The 26,991-nt window shown below is 33.9% G+C and carries 23 protein-coding genes and 2 pseudogenes; 1 reads left to right on the top strand and 24 read right to left on the bottom strand.

From position 1 onward, the window contains the following. Positions 1-43: 43 nt before the first annotated feature. The 15 genes and pseudogenes from AC3IS5_RS07495 to AC3IS5_RS07425 form a co-directional block, all read right to left on the bottom strand. Complete coding sequence (locus AC3IS5_RS07495) at positions 44-1,675, bottom strand: GNAT family N-acetyltransferase (protein ID WP_489427227.1); 1,632 nt, start codon at positions 1,673-1,675, stop codon at positions 44-46. Positions 1,676-1,692: 17 nt separating this feature from the next. Further along, a complete protein-coding gene (gene murJ / locus AC3IS5_RS07490; RefSeq protein WP_489427835.1) occupies positions 1,693-3,216 on the bottom strand; it encodes a murein biosynthesis integral membrane protein MurJ in 1,524 nt (507 codons plus the stop codon). 58 nt (positions 3,217-3,274) lie between these two features. Then, entirely contained in the window at positions 3,275-4,663 is a 1,389-nt protein-coding gene (locus AC3IS5_RS07485) for an O-antigen ligase family protein (RefSeq protein WP_489427226.1), read from the bottom strand. Continuing rightward, the gene (locus AC3IS5_RS07480; protein ID WP_489427225.1) at positions 4,653-5,690 is read right to left on the bottom strand and encodes a glycosyltransferase; all 1,038 of its coding nucleotides are present in this window, start codon (positions 5,688-5,690) and stop codon (positions 4,653-4,655) included. The genes AC3IS5_RS07485 and AC3IS5_RS07480 overlap by 11 nt, the downstream gene beginning before the upstream one ends. 213 nt (positions 5,691-5,903) lie before the next feature. Further along, positions 5,904-6,515 (bottom strand): annotated as a pseudogene (locus AC3IS5_RS07475) (CpsD/CapB family tyrosine-protein kinase); the annotation flags it as partial. Positions 6,516-6,623: 108 nt separating this feature from the next. Then, a pseudogene (locus AC3IS5_RS07470) lies at positions 6,624-7,322 on the bottom strand (YveK family protein); the annotation flags it as partial. A gap of 55 nt (positions 7,323-7,377) precedes the next feature. Further along, complete coding sequence (locus AC3IS5_RS07465; RefSeq protein ID WP_489427224.1) at positions 7,378-8,127, bottom strand: tyrosine-protein phosphatase; 750 nt, start codon at positions 8,125-8,127, stop codon at positions 7,378-7,380. Between the two features lie 361 nt (positions 8,128-8,488). Further along, positions 8,489-10,246, bottom strand: coding sequence for an ABC transporter ATP-binding protein (locus AC3IS5_RS07460; RefSeq protein WP_489427223.1), 1,758 nt, complete (start codon positions 10,244-10,246; stop codon positions 8,489-8,491). A 314-nt stretch (positions 10,247-10,560) separates the two neighbouring features. Continuing rightward, the gene (locus AC3IS5_RS07455; protein ID WP_489427222.1) at positions 10,561-10,863 is read right to left on the bottom strand and encodes a hypothetical protein; all 303 of its coding nucleotides are present in this window, start codon (positions 10,861-10,863) and stop codon (positions 10,561-10,563) included. A gap of 2 nt (positions 10,864-10,865) precedes the next feature. Next, positions 10,866-11,063, bottom strand: a complete 198-nt coding sequence (locus tag AC3IS5_RS07450; protein ID WP_038184737.1) for a helix-turn-helix transcriptional regulator — start codon at positions 11,061-11,063, stop codon at positions 10,866-10,868. A gap of 305 nt (positions 11,064-11,368) precedes the next feature. Continuing rightward, positions 11,369-12,148, bottom strand: coding sequence for a sulfite exporter TauE/SafE family protein (locus AC3IS5_RS07445; protein ID WP_489427221.1), 780 nt, complete (start codon positions 12,146-12,148; stop codon positions 11,369-11,371). A 66-nt stretch (positions 12,149-12,214) separates the two neighbouring features. After that, a complete protein-coding gene (locus AC3IS5_RS07440) occupies positions 12,215-12,442 on the bottom strand; it encodes a sulfurtransferase TusA family protein (protein WP_053416158.1) in 228 nt (75 codons plus the stop codon). 134 nt (positions 12,443-12,576) lie between these two features. Beyond that, on the bottom strand, positions 12,577-13,704 hold the full coding sequence (locus tag AC3IS5_RS07435) for an MBL fold metallo-hydrolase (protein ID WP_489427220.1): 1,128 nt from the start codon (positions 13,702-13,704) through the stop codon (positions 12,577-12,579). Positions 13,705-13,797: 93 nt separating this feature from the next. Beyond that, entirely contained in the window at positions 13,798-14,349 is a 552-nt protein-coding gene (locus AC3IS5_RS07430) for a sulfurtransferase TusA family protein (protein WP_489427219.1), read from the bottom strand. Between the two features lie 380 nt (positions 14,350-14,729). Continuing rightward, positions 14,730-15,206, bottom strand: coding sequence for a DsrE/DsrF/DrsH-like family protein (locus AC3IS5_RS07425; protein ID WP_427780950.1), 477 nt, complete (start codon positions 15,204-15,206; stop codon positions 14,730-14,732). A 731-nt stretch (positions 15,207-15,937) separates the two neighbouring features. Between AC3IS5_RS07425 and AC3IS5_RS07420 the strand changes: the two genes are divergently transcribed. Further along, positions 15,938-16,684 carry a YqcI/YcgG family protein gene (locus AC3IS5_RS07420; RefSeq protein ID WP_489427218.1) on the top strand — a complete coding sequence of 249 codons (747 nt, stop codon included), beginning with the start codon at positions 15,938-15,940 and terminating at the stop codon, positions 16,682-16,684. 25 nt (positions 16,685-16,709) lie between these two features. Here AC3IS5_RS07420 and AC3IS5_RS07415 read toward each other — a convergent pair whose 3' ends face one another. The 9 genes from AC3IS5_RS07415 to AC3IS5_RS07375 all read right to left on the bottom strand — a co-directional run bounded on the left by AC3IS5_RS07415 (position 16,710) and on the right by AC3IS5_RS07375 (position 26,983). Then, positions 16,710-18,035 (bottom strand): amino acid permease, encoded by a 1,326-nt coding sequence (locus tag AC3IS5_RS07415; protein ID WP_489427217.1) that lies wholly within the window; start codon positions 18,033-18,035, stop codon positions 16,710-16,712. 34 nt (positions 18,036-18,069) lie between these two features. Continuing rightward, positions 18,070-19,017, bottom strand: coding sequence for an arginine deiminase family protein (locus AC3IS5_RS07410; protein WP_489427216.1), 948 nt, complete (start codon positions 19,015-19,017; stop codon positions 18,070-18,072). Positions 19,018-19,665: 648 nt separating this feature from the next. Next, a complete protein-coding gene (locus AC3IS5_RS07405; RefSeq protein WP_489427215.1) occupies positions 19,666-20,283 on the bottom strand; it encodes a ribulose-phosphate 3-epimerase in 618 nt (205 codons plus the stop codon). 3 nt (positions 20,284-20,286) lie between these two features. Next, entirely contained in the window at positions 20,287-21,111 is an 825-nt protein-coding gene (locus tag AC3IS5_RS07400) for a BtpA/SgcQ family protein (protein WP_489427214.1), read from the bottom strand. Positions 21,112-21,121: 10 nt separating this feature from the next. Beyond that, a complete protein-coding gene (locus tag AC3IS5_RS07395) occupies positions 21,122-22,474 on the bottom strand; it encodes a PTS galactitol transporter subunit IIC (RefSeq protein ID WP_489427213.1) in 1,353 nt (450 codons plus the stop codon). A 36-nt stretch (positions 22,475-22,510) separates the two neighbouring features. After that, a complete protein-coding gene (locus AC3IS5_RS07390) occupies positions 22,511-22,789 on the bottom strand; it encodes a PTS sugar transporter subunit IIB (protein ID WP_489427212.1) in 279 nt (92 codons plus the stop codon). Positions 22,790-22,808: 19 nt separating this feature from the next. Continuing rightward, positions 22,809-23,915, bottom strand: coding sequence for a M42 family metallopeptidase (locus AC3IS5_RS07385; protein ID WP_489427211.1), 1,107 nt, complete (start codon positions 23,913-23,915; stop codon positions 22,809-22,811). Position 23,916: 1 nt separating this feature from the next. Continuing rightward, positions 23,917-24,384: a PTS sugar transporter subunit IIA gene (locus tag AC3IS5_RS07380; RefSeq protein WP_489427210.1), complete on the bottom strand. Its 468-nt coding sequence runs from the start codon at positions 24,382-24,384 to the stop codon at positions 23,917-23,919. A gap of 1,873 nt (positions 24,385-26,257) precedes the next feature. Beyond that, complete coding sequence (locus AC3IS5_RS07375) at positions 26,258-26,983, bottom strand: hypothetical protein (RefSeq protein WP_489427209.1); 726 nt, start codon at positions 26,981-26,983, stop codon at positions 26,258-26,260. Between the last annotated feature and the right edge of the window lie 8 nt (positions 26,984-26,991).

Here is a 26,991-nt window from a genome sequence, read left to right as displayed (position 1 = left end):
AGAAACTTTCTCTCTAAAAGAATAATAAAAGGCACCTTCTCTTTTAAATTTCTACTTCTTTTTTCACTTTTTTCTTCCCTAATACTCTTGAGTAAGAAAGCTTTTCAGTGATTTCAAAATCATTTGATTCGAGTGATTGAATATTCTTTTTATCATGCTTATTTACATGTACGAAAATGTATTTTGGTCGATATTTGTCCTGAACAAAAGACAGTATTTGCTTTAGGTCTTCATTCTCCCAATCTCTAATATAAATGGTCTTTTTCTTTAAGTTTTCTACTACTTCAATGTCGTCCAGCCGAATGACATTTTCATTTACCCAAAATGTTTTATTCTCGTCAGTAGTATAATAACCTTTATATCCGTTATATATTTTCTGAAGTGTTTCTTTTCTTTCATCTTTCATTGATAGAACCATTTCAGGTGTTATTTGTTCAAAATGACTATTCAATTTTATTTCACTAACCGTCAACTTAGCGATTAAATATTGTTTACGCTCATATACAAATGGTTGCAGCCTATTCTTCCAAATATCTTTCCAAAAATGAAACTTATCCTTATTTCGAAGATAATATTTCAACTTTCCAATTGTGTTTCTTCGAAAAATAACAATAGAATAATATTTTCTAACTCTTGAAATAAGTTTTTCTTTTAACCAAAGGAAATATCGATATATTCTTGCTCTAAACGTATTTGTAGAAAAAATTGTTTTTCTCGTATAATCAAAGTCTGTATTCCATTCTAGCTTATATGGTTCATATCCTATGCTCATATCCAGTTTATGAAATCCATCGTCAATGTTTCTTTTAATCTTCTCTTTAACTAAAACCCTACCTGGACCATAGACATCAAAATCGGAATCATGCCCTAATACATATCCCAAATACCTTCCTCTACATGCAAAACCATACGTAAATGCAATCATTTCATTTCGTAATTTTAATGTAGATAAGCGAACACGTAGTTTTCCATCACTCTGTTCAGCTAAGTATTTAAAAAAAGCTTGCTTTCGATCACTAGAAAATCCACTTGTATCATTTTTCTTTTTCCACCGTTTTTGGTGCAGTTTAAATACTTGATCTATCTCTGTTGCTGGGGAAATTTGCAGTTGAACATTTCCAAGTAGCCTCAACCTTTTTTCCCTACGATCTAATCCATGCAACTTATGCCGAGGCTTCATGTAATCTTCGTAGGTTATATTTTTCAAATCAATATAAGGAGTGACAATACGAGAATAGCGTTCCTTCATATTTCTAGCTTTCAAATAATTCGAAAGTTTACTATGTGTTTCTACACTTTCTAATAATCCGTGTAAATAAAAAACTACTCGCTTCTTCTCTTTTATTAACGTATCAAATACAAACATGATAATTCGGTCCATGTCTCTTTTCCTTGCAATTAAATCCATATAATTTGCATCTCCAAGAGCTAAAAAATGCAAAATATATCCATACCAAGTTTTTTCTAATTGGAATGGACAGAATGCAATCATACGATCTTTTTCTTTTACAGCATATATTTCTACTTTTTCATCTTTCCCTAAGAATCTCCACCAATTATAAACAAATTCATACTCAATAAATGGATTTGTATTATCATTTTCTTCTAAAATAGCTGACCATTCTTTCTCATATCTTCCTAAGTCATTATACGTAGTAATTCGAATGAGCTCCAAATTATCCTCCATTCTTGTTAGGTTTGTTTTGGACGAATCTTATCTAGCAAGAAATTTACTAGTACTTTTGATTCTTTCACCTTCAATAGTGTAATTAAGAGGAAGTAGATACTACTCCCTATCAGGATAACTACAATCATTTTTAAAAATATGCTCCAGTCTGTTAATACATATTCGTTTAAAATATATACGACTCCCCCCATTACACTTGATGCTAAAGTTACTTTCATTAAGGTGATAAAATTCCCTTTCAAACCAAATGCTCCTATTTTTTTCCGAAGCTTAATAACTAAGAGCGTCGAGCAGAAAAGTGCAGAAATACTCGTGGCCAGAGCAATTCCACTGATTCCCATATATGAAGATAGTATAAAACTTAATAGAATATTCAAGATAACTGCAAAAGAAGCATTATACATAGGGGTTTTAGTATCCTGAATGGAATAAAAAGTCCTATTTAAAATCTCGCGGATGCCATAACCTATCATCCCTATAGAATAGAAGAAGAGTGCATGAGATGTCATATCTATTGCATGTTCGTCAAAATGTCCATGTCCAAAGAGTAATCTAATGATAGGCTCTGCTAAAATCATTATTCCGATACTAGCAGGAACTACGATTAATATGACAACCGAAATCACTTCACTAATTGATCTTTTAAAGTCTTCCTTATTTTTTTGAACAGCCAAATTAGAGATGAGAGGAAACATTACCGTAACGAATGAAAGAACAAAAATACCTTGTACGAAATCATTTAACCTACTGGCATACGTCAATGCAGAAACTCCACCTTCTACTAAAGTAGAAGCAAGAGTTTTATCAACCATCAAGTTGATTTGGTCAATAGATATTCCAATCATAATTGGAAAAACGACAACTGCCATTTTCTTTATATGCTTGTCGGTAAACTGCACAATCGGAACATAACGATAATTTGTTTTTTTTAGTGATGGGATTAAAAAGAGCAATTGAATGAACGCTGCTGTAACACTTCCAATTGCTAATGTAATGATATTTGTTTGAGTGCTAACAATAATAGAGATGATAATAACAAAATTGAACGGCAGTCCAACCATAGCGGGTACTGTGAATTTCCCATACAATTGTAGATAACTGATGAAAAGCTGAGTAACACTAGTGAAATATATACCTACTAATCCGATTCGTGTAAAAAGAACAGCGATTCTTAATGTTTCTCCATCAAATCCTAAAGCGAATAATTTTACTAGCACATTAGAAAAAAGAAGACCAATTAATATGACTGAAGTTGTAACTATCAAAACAATGTTAATGAGATTATTCGTAAAATATGTGGCAGATTGCTGTCCTTCACTATGTTCAATTTGTTTAAACATTGGAATATATGCCGTAGATATCCCGGAAATGATAAGACTAAACAATACAGATGTAATGGTAATGGAAATAATATAGGCATCACTCGTAGAAGAAGCACCATAAAAATAGGATAGTGTAATATCCCGTAGAAATCCGGAAACTTTTGATAGAATTGTTATGACCATCAAAAGAACAGCTGTTTTTTTTATAGTTTCAATGATCTTTCCTTCTTTTCTTTTTATTTATGTTGCAATTCTATACTTATGATTATCCATTCTCGGTCTTCATCAAATCGGTCTCCAAAGTATCAAATTCCATAAGATTTTTTATTGCAAAAAGTAGTAAAAGGAAAAAACTTTCATTAGACATCGCATTTAGTGACAAGTAACTTATCCCTATACAAATTATAGGTAACCAACTAATAAAATCGTTTTTCACATTCTTTCTGTAAGCATTGCTATATTTTAACAACGTTGTTACAAACATTATAAAAACTAGGAATCCTACTAATCCCCATACTACAAGAATTTCTAAAATAATATTATGTGCTTCAAGTTGAATACCTGATCTAAGGTGATAATCTTGAATTCCTATTCCAAAAAGCATATCTTTTGTATCAGACATTAATAATTGAATATATTGTTCGGCAAGTACATTTCTATTACTAGTAAGAGCAGAAGGATCATCCATGAAATCTGTAAATCTAGAAAGTAGTAAATTTAAAATAGAAGTAAATTCCGATATAAAGAAAATAGAGAACACAACAAGGAATCCAATTACCGACATAATAAAAAACATTATTTTTTTATTTTTTTTCAATCTAAAAATAACCTTAATAAGTAATACTACTAACAACAGTGAAATAACTAATAAAAACATTCTTGATAAGCTGAGTACACCGAAAGCAACAAAAAAAATGAATAACAATGGATACAAGAATTTAAGAAGTTTATTTGTCTCACGATTTACGAGATATAAAAGTAGAAACAATGAAATCATTACATACATTGAAAAATAATTTGGATCTCCTGCTCCACCTTTAAATCTAATAGTCGCATTATTTGACATCAGAGTGCCGTAACTCTCAAAAAAATCTAAGGTACCATAGCATATTGAAATAAAAACACCGGTAAGAGAATATATAATCACGGTTTTATGATTATATGATTTCCGAGAATAAAAGAAATATAAAGAAACGTATAAAATAGCTATACTCCAACTAAATAGTAAAATAATCGACTTTATATCATAGGAAAAAATATGACTCCATTCATAAGCAATAAACAATCCAATAATAAAAAGATAACTCTTATTAATGGGCTTCTTAAAATTTGAAATCAATACTTTAAAAAGAGCAATACCAATTAAGACATTTATTATTGGCACAGACAAACCTGGTATTGGGATAAACATTACTGCTAAGTTTGGTATTAACGAAATTAAAACTGCAAATGCATAGTCTGGTGATATGAATAATATACGGAAAGCCAAATAAATACCTAAGCAATAAACCAGTAAATTAATATTTAATAACTTATCACTTAGAATACAAAATCCGATGATATATAAGTCTAAATATCCTAAACTCCGACGGAAGAATGGACCAGTTTTTTTTAAGGTATGGGGTAAATTTCCTTTTTGAAGTTCAAAGGACACTACTATACACCTTCTGCAATTGATTCTTATAGTCTTCCATATTAAACATTTCTTCCGCTTTTTTAGAAGCTCTTAAAGACATCTCTGCATATTCATTCTCTGAAAGTGAAAGTGAAATTATCGCATTGATAAATTCCTGATCGTCTTTACAAATAACACCACAATTATTATTAACAATACTCTGCATTTCTTCCAGATTAGGTACTATTATAGGTTTGCCCATTGATAACGCTTCAATCGCAACCATCGGTAACCCTTCAGATTTAGATGTCATAACTAGAAGTTTTGAATTTTGCAAAACTGGGTAAGGATTATCTATAAATCCTATTAAATCAATATTCTTCTCTAATTCTAATTCTTTAATTAAATCTTTACATTGTGCTTCTAAACTTCCTTCCCCCATCATCACTATTGAGATAGTTGGAATCTCATTAACTAATTGTGAGATAATTTTAATAAATCGTAGTGGATCTTTAACATCTTCCAATCGTCCTACGAATGCTACGTCATATCTTTTCTCAGTTGGTACTGAAGCCCTTTCAGCTATCCATTTAACATCTACAATATTTTTAATTACGATTGTTTTTTCTTTGAATATTCTAGATAAAAATGTAGATTCTTTGATTGCTGGTGTAACTACGATTATTTTTTTTATTTTAATACATGCTAAAAAAAATATAATTGAGAATTTATTTATACTTTTCAACCATCTTGGGTATTGATGAATATGTGATACTAAAGGGATATTAAAGCTTGCAGATAAACTTTTAAGAGTCGCAGTAAAATCATGTGCATGAATTATATCAGGCTTCCATATTTTAATTACTTTTCTAATTTGTTTAATCGTTAGTTTTTTCATCGGAATATAAGTAATATCTCTACTAATCAGTATTTTTTCAATACTTCCCATTGGTGATGAATAGGCCGATTCGGAGAGTTCAGATAAATTATTAATAATACACATAGCTACATTTTCTGCACCTGCTACTCCATCAGTGCTAAGAATATGTAAGACTTTTCTTTTCATCATGTTCTCCTTCCACTCAACAATATGAAAAAACTTATTCATATCTAGCCATATAGATTATAATTAGCAAACTATATATTAGCGCCAAATACGCGTGCCCTTATTGAAAAATGCATTCAATTATTTGCTTACTGCACTAATATTTTTAATTTTACTTATATATAATCTTTACATTATTGACTGATTATATATATATATCAATCTAGCTGCAATTTACATATCTTCCCCATAATACTGATAATAATAGTGCCCCTTCTCAAGTTTAAAATTGTTCAAGATTATCCCGAGAATGTTTGCTTTGGAAGCTTGAAGTATTTCTTTAGCCTTTACAGCATATATTTTTTCAGTTGCCCCTGAACTAATAACTAGAATTGTCCCATCACACTTTTCTGATAAAATTTGCGCATCTGCTACTGAAAGAACTGGTGGGGCATCGAAAATTACAATGTCATATTTATCTATTGCCTCTCTGATAAATACGTCCATAGAAGTGGAACCAAGGAGTTCTGCTGGATTTGAAGGTATCGGTCCGCAAGTAATTAAATCTAATCCTTTAATACCAGATTCTTTAACTACATCACTGATTTTCCATTGGATCATTAGCAAGTTTGTAAACCCTGGAGAGAGAAGTATATTAAACGTATGATGCATAGTAGGTTTTCTTAAATCTGCATCTACGAGAAGTACCTTCTTACCTTCTTGTGCAAATGCAATAGCAGTATTAGCTGCTACTGTTGACTTGCCCTCACCTTTTGAAGCTGAAGTAAAAAGCAATGTATTTAGTTGCTTGTCCTTCATGGAGAATTTGATATTAGCTCGTACCATTCGAAATTGCTCTGAAACAATTGATTTTGGGTCAGTACTCGTCACAAGCTTTCTTCGATGTTCCTTCCGCCTTTTCTTAAACATCCTATTCCCCTCTTTTCTTTTTATTTTTTTTTTCTTTTTAGATTTTTTTTGCGAAATTGGACTAATGAGACCAAGAATCTGTAACTCTAATAATTCACTAACGTCCTGCTCTGTTTTTATAGTTTTATCTAAGTATTCAATAAGAAATGCTATTCCTACCCCAATCATTAAACCAATTAGGGCTGCAATAGCCATATTAAGAATAGGATTAGGCCTAACTGGTTTACTATTTTGGGTTTCGATTGCAGGTGAAAGTATCTTAACGTTATCAACGTTCATTAGTTTAGGAATTTCTTCTTGAAATACCTTTGCAGTTGTATTAGCTATATCCACAGCTTCTTTCAAACTTGTATCCTGAACACTTACATTAATAACTTGTGAATTTTGCTCACTGCTAACATTAAGATTTTTATTGAGAGATTCTAAAGTAGTTTCTAGGTTTAGTTGATCAACTACCCTAGATAAAATAATAGGGCTTTTAATAATTACGCTATATGTGTTGACCAGCTGCAGATTTGCTTGTACGTCCTGTGCGATAAATTGCTTATTCTCAACTTCCTTTTGACTAATCAGAATTTGTGTAGACGCTTCATAAACCGGTGTTAACAAGAAGTAACTAACTCCCCCTGCAATAGAAACTGCTAATATAAGTGTACTAATGATGAGTAAGAGCCTTTTCTTTATTGTTTTGAATATGTCATGTAGGCTAATTGTTTCTTCCATAAGAGTTGTCCCCTCCTTTTTTTTCGTTTTTTGTAAGATATTCAGTATATTAATCTCACCCTTTTTTGAAACTGATTGGACGTATAGGCTGAAACACCGTGCCATTTATAACGTGTTTTGCATTTTCACTATAATAAAAAACATGTCCCTCGGAGAATTTTTCTCGTACGTATTGATATGCCTCTTTCAATAAAAAAGGCCGCTTTAGATGATGATGTGCATCTGAAGAGATAAAATGGACTATATTATGTTTAATCAAAACTTTTATATATTTTTTTATGGCTCTACCATTTACACCAATCAAACTGGAAGCAGTTACTTGTACGAGAGAGCCTTTATTTACTAGGTCATATAGCTTCTGCTTGTCTTTTCTAAATACCATATTTCTTTCAGGGTGAACGATGATAGGAATATAACCTTTTAACTGTATTTGGAAAAGGTAATCAACAGTAAAGGTAGGAATATGATTTATCGGTAATTCTATTAAAATATATTTACCACTATTAGCTAGTGTTAATAAGTCCTTATTTAAACCAGAAATCAAACTATTGTACATATGTATTTCTTGCCCTGGTAGAATTTTCAATGGAATTGATCTCTCATCCAGTTCCTTATTGAAATTGACCACAGCCTCTTCAACTACAGTGGATGAGTTCATGTACTTTCCATCATGATGATGAGGGGTAGCAATAATATGCGTTATCCCATTTGATACTGCATTTGTGGCAAGTAACACAGCCTCTTCAATTGACTTTGGGCCATCATCAAGTCCAGGTAAAATATGGTTATGAATATCTACTAGCAATCGCTCCGCTCCTCCAATATGATTATGATGCCTAAAATGATGTAGTTAATTATTTATTTAAAACAACCAACTATAGAATTTAAAACGTATTATTAATTGAATCTCTTTAATTGGCATTTCTCACATTCATCAAAAATAGTTCTAGATAATTACTATTTTTCGTCTAAAATTTTGATAAAACGCCTATTTCCTTGAATCTTAATAAATATCAACTTGTAAAGAGTTTATTCAACTTTTAGAGTAAAAAGAACTAAACGAATTTAACTTTTGAAAAGTATATAAATAGAAAAAAGCTGCCCTTTAGTTCTGGACAGCTATTGAAATTATTATTATTTAGCTTAGTTGAAACAACTTGACATATTTATTTACTAAAACCATTTCTTTCTCTTTCTTGAATATCTTGAAACTCATCTGCCATTACTAATTGACTGTAAAGCGAGTGATTGTCTTTTAAGTCATTGTGTTTACCACATGTAATGGTTCCATCAGTGTCCACGACAAGAATTTGATCCACTCGTGAAGCAAAAGATAGTCGATGGCTGACAATGATTTTAGTTAAAACCAATTCTTTACTCCAAATCAACTCCGTTATTTCGGCGCTTAGTATAGGGTCTAATGCAGATGTTACCTCATCAAATATAAGAATAGCCGGATTTCTCAACAATGCACGTGCTAGTGCAATCCGCTGCCGTTCCCCACCCGAGGCTTGAGCAGCGTTTGGGCCAAGAACCTCTTCTAATCCATCAGGTAATTTTTTCACAAATGACTCTAATCGAGTGATTCTAATTACTTCATCAATTCGTTCGGAAGATATTTGATCCGCATTTGATATGCCATACAAGAGATTTTCTCTTAAAGTACGGTTCCAAATGACAACGTTTTGGGGTACGATTCCAATTTGTTTTCGTAATTCGTCTTTGTTCCAATCAACAGTAGGTATACCTGCAATGCTTACTTCACCTTTGTTTGGATAGTACAAACAAGTGAGTAAATCTATTATTGTACTTTTCCCTACCCCACTTGGGCCAACAATCAAGGTAGTCGAATTTTGCTTTGCGGTAAAATTAATATCTATTAACCCTTCTTGACGGTCAGGATAATGAAAATTCACGTTATTAAACTCGATTTCTAAAGCTTTATCTTCCAAAGTCTTTCCTTTTTTTTTAGGATGCTCTGACTGCGAATCAAGTAAAGTATAAATTTGATTGAGTACAATTTTCACCTTTTTTGTGCCGAGCTGTGCTCTTTGTAAACTTGACACAGATTGAAAGACCATAGGGACATACGCTATAAAAGCAACGATACTGCCGAGGCTTAGCAAATCATTTTGAACTCTTATGTATCCATAAATAATGACAATACTTAAACAGAGCGATTGAATAAAAATTAATATTCCATTTACATTTAAATCTGAAATTAGTCGTCTTTTCATCCAGAAACCACGATCTATTTCCAACCACTTCTTCCAATTTGTAATTTCTCTATCTCTATTAGTAAAAAGACGAACTGTTCGAACGTTAGCCAGCACTTCTTGAAGAAAATCAGCACTACCTATTCTTGCTCCTCTATATTTACTTTCAACCTCCTTAACCTTCGTTCCTGTCATCGCTGTTAAGAAAACTGTTAGTAATGAAAATGCTAATATAATTAGGCTAATAGGTACATCAAGCAACAGCATGGATCCAAATGTTAAGAGTAACGTAAAAACAGATAAAATGGCTGGGATTAGCTCGTAATCAATATAGCCATCGCCGACCATTAAAGAATCTTGTACATTTTGATACATACTGCCAGCTGAATTTTTGTCCAAATACTCTGTTGGTTGATTTAACATACTTTGAAATGTATCCTCACGGAGTTTTTGCGAAATTTTTTGACCAATGCCAGATAGGAAATACGTTTGAATATAGGAGATTATAGTAGCTAAAATAGGAATTGAAATAAGTAGAGTAACATTCCTAATGAAAGAAGTCGTTTGTCCACCAGTAAGTGTATTAATAAGATTCTTCATGACGAGTGGCTGTGAAACCATAAGTAGTGTCGATACCAAAGATAAAGCTAATCCTATTACAATGGGTATCCATAATGGTAATACATAATTAACGAAAAGACGTTTCAATGCGTTTCCCCCTATTATAAATACAGTTTTTATTAGAGATTGATTAGTTACCTTTGGCATTTACTAGAGTAAGAATATACAATAAAAAAAATCCAAGTAGATTAAATCACTTGGATGCACTTTAGAATAAGCATATTTCCTTTGAACTCTCAATAATAAAGTGATTATTGAGATAATTTAACTTAGAATTAAGTAAATACTAAGTAGACGAATTTATTTCACTTCTCTTTAAAAGAATTACCACCCAACAGGGTATCTCAAGATGTTAAATTGTACCATAAATAGCGTTAAATATAAATAAAAATTAAATGATACTAATTTTGACTTTGGGCAACTGCTGCTCCTATGGCGTAGGATACCATGTGACCTACATAAATCGCTGTAATTAAGAAAAAGGCCAGTAATGAATCAAAGACAAAAAGTGCTAAAAACCATACAATGACAATAATTCCTGTTGACGCAAACCATGCATATGAACGACCTAAATGATGGATACGGTTATACCGCTCATCAACGATTTTCTTCTTTTTCAAGTACATATGGTTTCCTACAGTTGTTAATAATAGAATTGCTACAACAAAGATAAAAATTCCAATTCCCATCCACATTCTTTCCATTCTTATTCCTCCTCATAAATAAAAACATCTTCAATTGAACAGTTGAATAGTCGAGAAATTTTAAAGGCTAAAGTAATTGAAGGATTGTATCGTTCCTTCTCCAATGAAATAATTGTCTGTCTAGATACTTCTAGCTTTTCCGCAAGATCATCTTGCGTGTAATGATGTTTTACTCGAAATGCTTTAATGTTATTTTTCATTTTATCTCCTTCTTATTAGTAAAGTTAACTTTACATTTATTTTAATTTACAATTTATTGAAAGTCAAGTTTACTTTACATTATATACAAATTAAAAGAGAATACCAACAAAGAACGTATGTCCATCTACCTTTCCTTTAAAACTGTTCGGATACAGCAAATTAGCTAAAAGACTTTGCTCTAATAGTTGATATAAGAACTAAAAAGTAAAAAAATAACCATTCTTACACCTTAGTGATCTTCTTTTGCTTACATTCAATAGAAAAAGGCAGGATATATTTTCTTATCCTGCATTCATGACTTCTTCTACATTAAAATGTCCACCCAGATTTTTATTGCAGTTGCACCAATGATCAAAGCTAGCATCATCTGTAATAATTTTGTATTCATTGCTTTAGCGACCTTGGCTCCAATTGGCGCTGCAATCAAACTTGCCACTACTAACACTAACACTGGCCCCCATTCTACTTGTCCAGTTGTAATTTTCCCAATTGATCCACCGATGGAAGAAATAAACGTAATTGCTAAACTAGAAGCGATTGTTATACGGGTTGGGATTTTTAAAATGACAAGCATGATAGGTACTAATATGAAACCACCTCCTGCTCCGACAATACCGGAACCTATGCCAACGATAAACGCTAAGCCAACTGCAAGAGATTTATTAAACTGCACTTGATGCACTTGCACATCAGGAATTTGTTTACGAGGAATAAACATCAAAATTGCTGCAAGTATTGCAAACACTCCGTACACTATGTTAATACTTTCTGCCGATAGCCCATTCGACCCAAAGCTACCAAGTAAGCTACCTGCTAATACTGCTATACCCATTGTAAAGATCAATGATTTATTTAAATATCCGCCTTTACGATACGCCCAAACACCTGCAATCGATGTCACAAGTATTTCAACTGCACTAATACCAGCAACTTCGTGTGAAGTAAAACTTGTTAAACTAAGTAATGCCGGAATATATAACAGCATCGGGAATTTGATAATAGCGCCACCAATACCAAGCATTCCGGAAATAAATGAACCAACAAAACCAATGAGAAATAAGACAGTTATTAATGAAAAACTCATTTTTCCTCCTTCTTCCTTACTAAAAAAGCGAGCATCGATTGCTCGAGTACCCGCCCATTTATTCTTTTATGCTTTTTCTATGAAGAAGCTTAATACACCTGCATCTTCTTTCTGCTCTACGATATTGTGACCTCCAGCTTTTGCCCAAGCTGTAAAATCATTTAACGCGCCTTTATCTGTTACCAATACTTCTAGTACTTCGCCAGAAGCAATTGTATCGATTGCTTTTTTAGTTTTTACTATTGGCATCGGACAGGCTAGCCCTTTTACGTCTAAAGTTTTTATGATATTCATGTTTATTTCCCCTTTTTAATTCGTTTTATTTTTTATGTTGGAAAAGATCCTCGCTTTTCCTTATTAAACTTGCATATGAATAATATGCAATCGTACACATGACATTTCTACCATCTGTCTCCAAGTTCAAAAAATCATCTTACAGCACAACGGTTTGGACCAATCTCCATCTCTGTTTGCGCTTTATTATCTGGTGTAATTTCACCCATGTTCACTCGTCGAATTTCTTGGTATGCGTTTGGCTGTGGTGGTAAATTCTCGGTAACAAGCGTACGAAATTCCTCTTCGTCTTCTATATTCAACCCGTGGTTTTCTACAAATAAATCACCTAAGCGTTTTGCGACTGTACCATCTTCGTTTAATTCATTAATTTTCATAAAGTGCGAAGGATGAACGATTAAGTCCTCTGCTAATTCGCGGTAACGTCTATAAAGCGTTTCACGTAAGTCACCTACCCAGTCCTCTGCAAGGCCAGCTAAGTCAGGACGGCCAATTGAATCGATAAATAAAATGTCACCAGTAAATAAATATTGACCATCGATTACTAAAGAAGTTGATCCAATTGTATGACCTGGTGTATATAGCACACCAATATCAATTTTTGAGCTACCAAGTTGTACTGTTAAACCATCTGCAAGTTCTGTATATTCGAAAACAACTTCTGTAGCATCGGCTTTTGGTAAGTAGTACTTTGCACCAGTCGCAGTTGCTATAGCACGACCACCTGAAATGTGATCGGCGTGTAAATGTGTATCAAATACATGTTTTATTTCAACACCTTTTTCATGAGCAAAGTTTGTAAATACTTCCGTAAAACGTACCGCATCAATTAATGCCGCTTCGCCTTCAGAAATCACCATGTATGAAAGACACCCCTTACCCAGACGTACAAATTGATATAATTCACCGCCGTTCGGAAGTTCGCCTACTTTTATTGGCTCTAAGTACATACTCCAAGATTTCATACCTCCTGCAAGATAACAAACGTCAAGTCCTTCGTCTGAAAGCATTTCAGCGATCATAATTGATGAACCTTCTTTTGCACAAACGATTAATACATCTTTATCTGTTGGAATTTTTGGAAGGATTTCTTCCACACCATCAAGTAGCTCGAAATAAGGTATATTTAAGTATTCAAATTTCTGACCTTCAATTTTCCAATCTTCAAATGCATCTGTATTTCGTACATCTAAAATGAATAATTCCTTCTTCTCGATAACTTTCCGTGCAACGTCTGCTGCGGTACATGTATTTACTGTCATATCTACTTTACCCCCATAGGTATTATTTTTCCAATTTTTTATGCAGTAGAAAATACTCCTACTGCACGGATGAAAAGTTGTATTTAATACATATTATATATTTTTTGTTAATTCACCTGTCCAGGCTGTCATCCCTGGTAGTACGTTGTATACCTTATTAAATCCAGCGTTTGCTAACTTATGTGCCGCCATATCACTACGTTTACCTGTTCGGCAAATCACATAAATTTCCGTATCCATATCTAATTCTTTTATCCGTGCATCAAGCTCGCCCATTGGAATGGATATTGCACCTTCTATATGACCGAATGCGTATTCAACTTCTTCACGAACGTCTAGGATCACTCCAGGACGACCTGTGATTTCTTCAATTGAAATGGTATATTCAAATGTTTCTTCCACATTTATGTCTTTTGAACATTTACGAATATAGTGAAATAGGATTTCATTCTCTTCAATAGTACCAATATACTGATGTCCAATATTGCCTGCCCATGCAGCTAAATCTGCCTTTGATCCTTTATCTGTTGCTTGTACCTCAAGAATTTCACCATCTACTAAGCCTTCCATTGCTTTTTTCGTTTTGACGATTGGCATTGGGCAAGCAAGCCCCTTAGTATCTAATTGTATATCTGCCTTTAACATCTCTTAAACCTCCATACCTATAGGGGTATTATTTATAATAAAAAAATATATTTTATCCTACAGTGCCTTTCCACTCCAGCATATTACCAACCATGTTCGTTACATCATCACTCGGTTTTCTAAAAGTGTCGCTGTTTGACCATTACTACGATTTGAAAACGACAAACCAAAATTTAAGGTGTATTTTTATTTACCATATGCATTTTAAGTTCTTACAACTCGAGTGGAAAATTTATAACGCCAAGAAAATGACCAGCTTGTAATTCTGCTCTTTCAACATGTATTAAATCAATTACTGCTCACAGCCTGATTGTTTTATATACTAAATCAATATGAAAACGCTCACTTCAATCAATTTTGCTATTCCCATAAAATTCTCTTTAGATGAATAAGTTAACATTGCCGTCTTCAGCATCTGCTAGGTACGCTGCAACGCCTGCATAATGTACTCCGTCTATTAATTCATCTTGTTGAAGTCCGAGTAGATCCATTGTCATCGTACAGGATACTAATTTAATATCTTGTTCCTGTGCCATATTAATCAATTGCGTTAATGTTAAGGCATTATGTTTGTTCATAACGTGCTTAATCATTTTTGGGCCCATACCCATCATTTGCATTTTTGATAAACCGAGTTGTTCTGCACCACGTGGCATCATTTTGCCAAACATTTTTTCAAGGAAACCTTTCTTCGCTTTTACATCTTCTTGTTTACGAAGTGCATTAATTCCCCAAAAAGTGTGGAAAATTGTTACTTCATGATCATATGCGGCTGCCCCATTTGCAATAATGTAAGCTGCCATCGCCTTATCATAATCACCGCTAAATAATACGATTGTTGTTCTTTTCTTCTCCATTCCAAACTCCTCTATACCACCAGGGGTATTATTTCTTTTAAAAATAAATAGTCGTAAGCCTTAGTGACTTTTCCCGACTACATTTACTGTTTCTTTAAACACTTTTTTGAGTTGTCTTCATCTGCTCTTTAAATACATTTCAGTAGACTGTATTTGTCTGTAACTATTACACAAATTTTCACTAGAAACTAGAATGTACTGCACTACGCTGTACGATGACCTACTTGTAACTCTTTCCTTCGTCCAACCTTCGAAGAAATGCTAGCACTGGAACTTTACTTCAATAAGTTATAACCAATTACTCACTTTTGTATTATCGTTCATATTCATACACTCATACTTTCGCAAATCGTTGACAACTTACTTACAAACACCATATTATACCCCAAGGGGTAAATAGTCAACTAAAATATTTTGAAAGAGTCTAGCTCGATAATAGTTGCACTTAGCTATACATATCAGATGTTTTGACAATACTGCCCCGAATATTCCTAACCTGAAAATAATAATAAATAGCTAAGGATCTACAGTATTGGCATATATCTAGGCATCTTCTTGGGGGATAATTTCATAGCCGTAGTTAACAATTTTAGAAAGTTTATCAATTCCTGGTTTTAGTTTATCTTTTAGATATAAAGCATAACTGATGATTTTCAAATAGCTCTAGACCGATAGTCACCCATTTGTACCTCCTTTAATAAAGTAATTAAGTATAGAAGGAGGCGTCTGAAGTGAAAGGTCTTTTAGAAAAACACTGGATAGATGTACATTTTGAAACACTTCCATTATGGCAACAATCAGCTTATACATCCTTCTCTTCCATGATTGCAGATGAAGACAATACGTATCCGTGTTTCCCAGCAAGACATGGATTTTTATCGAATTACCTTAGATTTAGTTTTGTAGGAGATCCTCGGGAACTAAGTTCAATAAATGATCTTGCAAACTGCTTAATGACCTATGGAAAATGTTCACGCGATGCAGGGAAAAATACCGCTTTAGCTATTTTCTTGGAAACACCAGAGGATATTATTGAAGACTATGACTGGGAGGATTATCGCAAATTATTTTGGTCCATATTAAATAAGCTGACAACATTTGATGAAAAAGATTGGCCAACAGATATGCCAATAGATCCCTCTCATCATAAATGGGAATTTTGTTTTGATGGAGAATCTTATTTTGTTTTCTGTGCCACACCTGCTCATACATTACGAAAGAGTCGTCATTTCCCATCTCTTCTCATAGTATTTCAGCCACGTTGGGTGTTCGATGAAATTAACAACTCTACTGATCATGGACTCAAAATGAGAAAGTTGATACGTAAACGCCTTGTTGCATATGATGGCATTTCAGTTCATCCTGATCTAAAAAGGTATGGAAAAGAAGACAATCTTGAATGGAAGCAATATTTTTTAAGCTTTGATGATAATAGCGAATCCAAATGTCCTTTTATGAGGTTAAAAGGCAAATTGTGAATTCGCCTTAAATAAGTACCTTTTATCAACCACTCTTTTTACTCCCCCATTTTTTCGCCATTATTAATGTACAAATTCCTATAATGACTATGAAGAGCAGACTCACATATAATCCGAGTCTGCTTGTTTTTTCACCTAACGTACCTGATATCGTTATAATGATCAACAGCATTCCTATAATTGATTTCACTCGTTCCCATAGCGACACTTTCATTAGCTTCGTATAAGTCACTAAAATGAATAACCAATTATACAAGAGCATCAAACCAGCAGCTGTTATCAAGTATTCAAAAATCTTATCTGGCAGCAAGAAGCCAATGATAATGGTTATGAGCAAGCCACCAACTAAAAAAAGAAATGCAGGTATCGGCACTTTCATTTTCCCTTTTTTCGCCAAGGAAGCAGGTGCATCATGATCTTCTGCAAGCGAAGTTAATATTGTCAGTACTCCGTACAATGAGGCAACCATCGTCGAAAAACCAGCTATTATCAGAATTCCATTGAAGACGTCCATCACATATGGGAGCTGAAAATTTTCAAGAGCTGTAATAAATGGACTTTCTTCTACTTTGAATTTTCCCCAAGAAATGAGCATCAACGCAAGAGCAATGGACAAAACATAGATGATGGTCAGTACAATTATCATAACTTTCCCGGCTTTAGGTGCTTCTTTGGGATCTTTTAAATCAATAGCTAAAAGGCCCATTACTTCAATTCCTCCGTAAGCATAAAATGCATAGAGCAGCGCGAGCCAAATCCCTCTATACCCCTCTGAAAAGAAGTTCTTATAGGTATCTAGCAATGAATTGACGTCACCTGGTTGACCATTCATCCCCCTGCTCAATAGGATCACAGCCACTATGATAAACATGACTATAGCTGACATTTTCATCAATCCAAAAATATTTTGAAATTTTTCAAACCCTTTCATGCCTGTAAGAATAACAAGTAAACCTAGTACAGCGTAAATGGATGTTCCTATCCAAAGAGACAAAGATGGAAACCAAAACTGCGTAAATATCCCTAATGCTATGAGTTGACTTCCCATAATGAGCATTTCAGAAAACAAATATACCCACCCATTGCTAAAGCCAGCCCACCTTCCAAAAGCTTTCTTAGCATATGAACGGAAAGATCCTTTATCAAGATGCTCTACAGACATTTTTGACAGTGCATCGTATACGATATATGTTCCGATTGCAGCTAAAATAAAGGGGATTAATACAGCAGGTCCACTTTTCTCAATGGCTATACTTGAACCAAGAAAAAAACCTGTTCCTATCGTACATCCCACTCCAAGAAGAGATAATTGCCACCACGTCATAAGGCCTTTCTTCGTTTTTGACCCCATCAGGATCACTCCTATACTTTTATTGCAAAGTGTCTTATTTTAATGATTTCCTTCTAAGAGGCAGTGTCATACAGCGAATGCCTCCTCCACCCTTCTCTAACTCTGTTACTTCAATTTCAATAATATTCTTCTTTTGCATTTTAGGATGATTTTTGATCATCTGCTTATGTGCTTGTTTACTTATTAATAATGTTTCTGGATCTATGTTAAAAAAGTTAATATCAGGAATGGTGTTATATTCATCCAGCCAGTTTACTTCAAATCCATGGCGTTTTAAAAACTGCTCTGGCATTTCAAATCGAGACGCGTTCTCTGTCAAAACATTTATAGGTAAATAGCGCACGAAGCTCTTTGCTATGAGTAAATCCTCGTTTGCTACATTACAATTCATATCCAAATGAAGTGTATCCGGCCTACGTGGTAAATCAATTATTCCTATTTCAGAAAAACCAGCATGAAAAATCTTCTCTTTCACTTTCTCCACACTTTCTTTACTTGTCCGCATTCCAATATTTATTAACACAGCATCTCTATTAAGAATTAGAACATCGCCAAATTCTAGTGCTCTCACATTATCATTTTCATGTAATAAAAAGGTTTTTGGAAACCATTTTTCCATGAGCGAATGTGCTTGAACATACTCCGGTCGTCTCATCGAAACCCCAGCTTCCCCTGGTAAAATGATGTCTCCAAACACACATGCAAGATCCCGTACAAAATAACGATTAAGCAGCTGATCACTTAAATTTCGTTCATGTGGCGTTAGCTCCTCTGAATAATCAATGACCTTAATTCCTCTATTCTCCAAAGTAAATCTGAATTCCATGAAATTTTGTTGTGCTTTTGCATGATTAACAGAAGAGCTCCACCCGACATACTCAGCAGTCTTTAATTTTGGCACCTCTAGCTTAGATGGTGCACAAAGCAAAACAACCTCAAGCTCTTCATGCTCTGACCAACAATTAGGTTGAAATGATAACATGATGGATCCGCTCCCTTTTGTACATATCTTCCTTATTGTTAGCACTCTGAATGAGATTATGCATTTGGAGTGGCGCAATCTTCTATAAGTAATTAAGAACATGCCACATCTAATAATTATTGTTAATTGTTTAGGGAAACGAATTAGTACATTCTATTAAAATAATCAGCGTGCCCTCAATGTGATACTAAATATTCAATAGATACGAAAATCGATTTGCTCTCTTTGACACTGACAAATATAGAAATACGGAATTACCCCTGCCTAAGTAATACAATCTATCTTATTATTAAAAAGGGCAATCCAAAAGATTCAAATCATCCAAAAAGAAGTAAATAAAAAAACAGGAATGCTGATAAATCAACATTCCTAATTTTAAAAATGGGGTATCTATGAGTCAAAATCGGACTTAATTGAGATTCCCTTTCTATTTCAGCTTTATATCTCAAATGATTTTTCTCATATTCACGTTTTGAATTGCCAATTTGCAAACTTGCTTATAAGGAATTGGCACGGAAAGTTATTGATTTACTACTTCCTATTGTATTTATACATCATTTAGTCTGTTATCTACCAAGTATATACAGGAATCAGAATAGTATTAATAAGATATTAATAGTTGTAGCCACTTTGATTAATCAGGAAATTTTAATTCTCTGTAGTGGCATTATAATTACCTGTGTGAAATATTTGCCTTCCCATGACAACATGACTTACTCCTATCGATTTGAGAAGTTCTAGTTTATTTAAATTTATAGCTCCATCAGCCCAAAGATTTACTTTTCGGTTGAAAATCCTAACCATACTAATCTTATCCACCATTTCAGGAATGAATATTTGTTCCTTTCCATCGGGCTCTGCAGTCATGATTAACACAGCATCTACTTGATTTAGTAAATATTTATACGGTTCCACCGGTGTTGCTGGATTAAAGGCTAAGCCACATTTAATTCCCTGATCTTTTACTCTATGAATAAACTCACTGATGTAATCAATTGATTCAACATGTACAAACACAATGCTTGGATTTAGCTCAAAAATATCCTTTAAATAACTGTCAGGGTTTTTAACCATTAAATGAAATGAAAAAGGTACGTTTGTTATCGACCTTAATGCCTTAATCGTCTTCAGCCCAAAGGTTATATTTGGAATAAAGTTACCATCCTCTATGTCGATGTGAAGATCCTCGTATGAATTATGAATTCGTCTTACTTCCTTCTCTAAACACAGCTGGTTTGCAGATGCAATTGAAGGTGAAATAATCATCAATTATTCCCTTAGTCCTAAGCTTTCTCTAAAAGCTTTTACTTCAATCATGAATTCTCTTACCCTCGCTTGATCTACGTGATTTTCGAATTTCCCTTCATATTTAAAAGTAGTACCAACCACAGCTCCATCAGCAACCGAAAGTTGTTCTTTCAAATTATGAAGGCGAACTCCCGTATTTGCTAAAACTACTGTATTAGGAACAACCTCCTTTACTCGTTGCAACAGCTGTGAATTTGTTTCTGTCCCTGCAGTTAACCCTGATACACAAAGAGCATCAGGACGGTTATTAAAGACGGTTGATTTCGCAATACTCTCAATTTCTCTTTCTGCTAAATACTGTGCTCCCTCAGGTACAATGTTAAATATGAGTTTTACATTTTGAGCACCTAGGTGTGCTTGATGGCGAACGGTTTCACCAACATTTGTATTCCAAAGTCCAAAGTCACTAGAATATACACCTGTGAAAATTTCCCGAACAAAAACAGCTCCGGTTGCCGCTGCTAAATCAAGCGATTTTTTTGCATCCCATAATACGTTAACGCCAAAAGGAACTTTAATTAGATGCTTTAACTCCCCTATTACTCTTGCCATTGCTGCAACAGTTTCAGTTTTTACATTTGTTAAATAAGGTAGACTGAATTCGTTGGAAAACATGACTGAATCGACGCCACCTTCTTGAAGAGCCAATAAATCTTTTCGAGCCATTTCAACAACATAATCCATACCTTTTTCCGGTTCATAATGAGGGTCACCTGGAAGCGGGAGTAGATGACACATTCCAATAATTGCTTTTTCCGTACCTATTACTTCTTTTAACCAAGTCATCATTTCACCTCTAATCATTATTTTCTGTTTCTGAAATTTCACTTCTATTTTTACGGAAGAAATACAATACTCCTCCAACCAATACAGCGATTATTAGAACACCAATGACCTTTAGCTTTGCTAACATTGCAATCAGATAAGCAATCCAGTTACCGGCTGAAAGAGCAGTAATTTTCGTAGCCTCCTCTGGAAATTGGAACCCTGTATTTATGGCTGTTTCTGTAATTATCGGTGCAAAAAAACTCGCTACTGCTAAAATAATCGCCATCATAACTGTCCCACTAATTAATGTTCTGAAAAAGTCACCCCTGTGAATTGGAGTAGCCATTGCAATAAAGAAACTTGTAGCAGCCAAGTCTCCAAATGGTAATGTTGTATTGAAAGGGAGGATCATTGCAAGCAGAAGTGCTATTGGTATTAATAAAATTCCAACTGTGATTGTATTGGAATGACCAAGAAGGATAGCTGAATCCAAACCGATGTAAAATTCAGTTCCTTTAAATCGCTTTTGTAAGAATGATTTTGCTCCATCTGAAATGGGAATAAGCCCTTCCATAATAACTTTAACCATTCTAGGTAAAAGCAACATTAGCGCTGCCATAGCAATCCCGAGTTCAACTGTATTTTTTCCGTCGTAGCCTACAACTAAACCTAGGATAATTCCTAGGACTAGGCCAATCATTAATGGTTCTCCCATAATTCCTAATTTCTTATTGATAGCTTCACTATCAATTCGGCGGTTTTTCAAACCTGGTATTCTATCATAGATTTTATCTAGCAAGATGAATATTGGGACGGTTGTAATGGCGAATCCTTGAGGAATGGAAACGCCAGGAATCCCCAGTTCGTTTTGAACTCTTTTTGCAGATAAATCTGCAATTTTCAAAGCAATGATAGCGTGAGCAGCAGCACCAAACAATCCGTACCAAAAATTACCAGTAACAGTCATAATGACGCCACCTGTAAAAGCATAATGCCAATAGTTCCAAATATCTATATTTACGGTTTTCGTTTGTCTAGTAAATAACAAGAGGATGTTGACTAAAATTATAAAAGGAATGATGACGACTCCGACCCTAGTAGCAAAAGCTAATCCCGCTGCAGCTGGCCACCCAGCATCTACTACAGAAAGATTTAGGTTAAACTTATCGATTAAAATTGTGGTGACTGGCCCTACATAATCCCATATCAAATTTAATACTAGATTTAAGCCAATAAAACCAATGCCAACCATAACCCCGGCACGAATGGATTTCATGATACCTAACCGAAAGAATAATCCTACAATAGCAATCATGACTGGAACCATAACAATTGAACCAAGATTACTAATGTAATCAAAAGTATCAATTATGAGATTCATACATTCACTCCTTATCATATTGGAAATGCTTGCAAATCATGTTCTTAAACAATTTATAATTGAAATTTCCGCTTCTTCTTGCCCAATTCCAGTAATAAATGAAATTCCAGAAATTGAAGGTATTTCAAAGGTTTTATTCAATTTCATCGAGGTCACTATGAGATCAGCATATCTCGAATAACTGTCAATTTCCCCTAAATTACATTGAATGATTTTTGCTTTAATATCATGTTTGCTAAGTAAATTATTCAGCCGGTCGACAATAATAGTTGACGTAGCTACTCCTGCACCACAGGCAACAACAATCGTTTTCATGAAGTTACATCTCCTTTTCTTATTTAATAATTTGACTTCTACCAAAACTCGTAGACTTTTCAAGCTGAATAATAAATGAGATCAAAAGGGATACTGTATTTTCAACATCTAGGAGACTAATTGTTTCAATGGGAGTATGAGTGTATCGAGCAGGGATTGAGAGGCTGGCGGTTGCGATTCCTTTTTCCTCAAATGAAATAAAAGCATTTTCTGTTATAACACCTAATGCCACTTCACGTTGAATCCTTATCTTATTTTTCTCTGCTATATCAAATAAGGTTTTTAAAAGCTTAGAATCGGGAAGGACTCCGGCTAATGTTCCACGGCCATGAAAGTTCATACATGTAATAGCGGGTCCGTTATTTATAATAACGTCTGAGTAACCTACCATATCTGGAGTATCAAATGAAGGAGTGATATCAATCCCAATAGATACATCAGGAGAGATACTTCGCACTGCTGGTAAAACACCTCTAATGTTAAATTCTTCTTGGACACAAGCAATAAGATAGATATCCCATTTAAGACTTGGAACCCATTGGTATATTTGTTCTGCGAGTTTTAACAAAACAGCACAAGCTGCTCGATTATCCATTGCTTTATTTGTAAGTAGATTATCTGGTAGCTCTGTAAAATCTGAGTGATAAGTAATCATACAGCCAACTTGAATTCCTAACTTGTGTGCATGATCTTTAGATGTGGCTCCTATATCGATATAAAGATCCTCTGTTGTCGGAACTTTACCTTTTTCATGTGCCTTTGTGAAATGGTGGGAAGTCGTTCCTATAAAACCCGGGAGTACTCCCTTTATTCCTTGAACATCTACCTTTAATCCAGGTAACACATTAATATGAACCCCACCAATTCTTTCGACTCGAAGAAATCCATTTTGTTCAACTTTTCTAACAATAAAGCCTATCTCATCCATATGGGCAAATATTAATAGTCTTTTGGTATTTGGAATTCCGGTATGAAAAGAGCAAATTAGATTCCCTAAAGTGTCGACTCTAACTTTTTGACCATATTTTTCAAAAATAGGAGCCATATAAGAAATAATGTCATCCTCTTGGGAGCTAACACCTCTTAGTTCCGTTAATTCTTGTATATAGGTTTTTAAGTCTTTCACTTTAGCACCTACCAATCAAATAATTTCGCAATTCGTCTGGGGTGGCGCACGAGACTATTTTTTTTAATAATTCTTCATTTTGAAGCACTTCTATTAATTCTTTTAGTACATTTAAATGACTAAAAGATTCTCGTAGTGCCAACATGAATACAAGCTCTGTTTTTATTTTTTTTTCAGGATCTTCCATACTACTAAAAAGTACAGGGTCTGCTAGAACTCCGATAGCTATTACACTTTTATTCACATGTTCGATGTCAGTGTGTGGGATTGCAACCCCAATTGTTTTTGTTATCAAGCCAGTTGGAGTAAGTTGCTCTCTTTCTAAGACTGCTTGTTTAAACGTATTTTTAACTATATTTGCATTTTCCAAATGGCTAGCTAGGGTTAAAAGCACTTCTCCATCTGTAACCGCTTTCAAATTAATGAAAATAAATTCAGTACTTATAAGTTCACTTAAATAGCTCAACATAACCAGCTCCTAATCCACAATATTAATCAGTATCTAATTGCTATTACCTCTTATTAAATCACTTCCATCTAATTCGAGAAATAATTGCTAATTAGTTAAAGCTTATTCTTTCATTACACGTTACTGTTCGAAATTCGTTTCCTACGCACCACTTTGGGATCTCTATACGATAAAATGATAGTTCTGTCTTTTTTCTACCTTCATAAATCTGTTATATAGTAGGCTTTGAAATTTGGCGCAAATCTATTAAATTTTCGATATACAAGCCTTGTTCATAAATATAATTAAAGCTTTTCCAACATTTCTGTTTTTAAGCACCACCTCCACTCATTCTTCTAATGCAATAATATGTTACGAAATTTTAAAAAATGAATTGGGATAAAAAAACTGACCTATCATCATATTAAATGTTAAGAGAGTTTTGTTTTTTTGAAATAGCTATCTTTTTTCAATAAAAGGGTTTGGTTAAATAATTCAAATCTATTATTCAATTTGGGATTATTTCACTATTTTTTGTGATTATATACATTCTTTTCATTCTCTCCAATTGAATAAAGTAGATAAAACTTAATTTCTTTAGCCTGAATCATCTCGTTGATTTAATAAATCAGTTACAATCATTCGAACCTTGTGTTTTATTGCGGAAATGGGGTTTTTATAGTTCTAAATATACAATTCATTCGCACAATATCCTTTGACACTGACAGATAAAAAAACGAAAATGAATCCTGTCTCAGTTATATAATCTATTTCATTATTAAAAACCTTATCTACATACGATAAGGTTTTTCGCTGTATGACTAAGTAAGAACTTCTACTTGGAACTGCATGATTTTCCCATACAGGATGATCTTAAGTTGTAACCCAACTTGGATAACCTGCGTTTACTCTGTTGTATGTCTACTAAATGTACCTGCATAAGAAGATACAGTAGCCGAATATCCTTTATTTGTTATATAACTATTTATACCTGATACCATATTGCTTAAACTAGAAAATCCTTTACTATCAGTTTTAAACTTGGTAGCAAGAGTATTAATTAGAGAAGCTGTTGAAGATGGATTTAGTTTCAGATATCTATTATTTCCCCAATAAGTAAATATATTCACCCCTGATGTTGGTGCACAACAATGAGATTAAGAGCGCAAAAGTGACTTTCATTTTAAAATACTTTTTTGTAATTTTTATATGTGACATTTGTATAGGTTTACCAATCAGCCCCTTTGTTAACTCGCTCATATAATAATAGTAAGCATGAGGAGAGGGGGGATTATATGGAAAAGCATTGTTGTTCTATTTGTTGCTGTCATGATAACAAAGACCATTCATGCAAATGCAGTTGTTCTCATAAATGTTGTGATACTTGTCATCGTTGTTGTCGATGTCGAAAAGATTTGTGTAGTGATAACTTTAGAGTTCGATTAGCCGGATTACAGGACGGACTTAGTTCCCGTCTACAGCAAATGATTTGTTGCTTAGTTGAGATGGATTTAGAAAGTGGGATAAAAATTAAGGGAACGATTATCTTTGTTGGATCGAATTTCGTTGAAATGGTTGTAAATAGTACTCATCTAATAGATTGTGAAAATGGAGAAGAAGTGCAAAACGATTTTGATGAAGTCTCTAACGAAAGAGAACATCAAAAGGGACAGACGTGGATTTTTTCCATCGATAAGATTTCACATGTAATATTAATTAGTCCTTGTCATAAAGAAAATCCATGCGCATAATCAGCTATAAAAAAAATCAGCCCTTATAGTATTCAAGGACTGATTTTTTTATGTTTTGTAAATTTTTAAGATCACTTGAAACCCTAGAATTCATACATAAATATCACTGCACCTTTTGTGTTTAAGGGCGTTTCACAAATTTTTTATGATTTTTCATTCGACTTCATATGACCGCCTACTTTTAATGTAATCATAAAAATTTTATCTATCGGAATATCACTTTTTACTTCATCCATTTTTAACACAATTGACTCTTTATTCACCTTCGTAAGAATTCCCTCTACCTGTGTATCTTCTAACTTTACCTTAATCCGTTTATCTACGAAAATAAGTAGATAAATAGCTAAAGGGATTCTAAAAAAAAGTTGAATTAGCTCTGGGGATGAGGAGACAACTTCTCCAAAATGAAATGTTAAATTCCTACGAAGACAAGGATCAATATCTAGTAGTTCAGGATCAGGAAACGGCTCTGCAAACCGTCCAGCAGGTTTAATAAATTCAATTTGCCCATGTGGAATGAGGATCTCGACTTCTTCATAGCGAAGGGCAACAAAATCAAACCCAGATAAGATTACTCTCCCTTCAATCAATTCATCTAATTGATTTGTCACGTCCACTGGTAAACCGATTAATCCATCGAAAACCTTTTGGTACGTTTCTTGTACGGACCGGTCATCATCTAATGCAAGATTCAACAATAATTCATTTGCGTCTACAATCTTCTCATTAAGTTTCGCTAATTCATCGGGCGGAAGACAATCTTCCGGCGAGGGGAATTCAGGAGAGGATAAACGATCAGGACAACATTTTTTTGGAATAAAAAAGTCAACGTTTTCCTCTTGTTTTGGTATCTCTTCTTCCTTTCCCATTGGTACAC

The organism is Viridibacillus sp. KH_047, assembly GCF_057838945.1.
The sequence above is the reverse complement of the archived record's forward strand: the minus strand, read 5'-3'. Positions and strand labels throughout refer to the sequence as shown.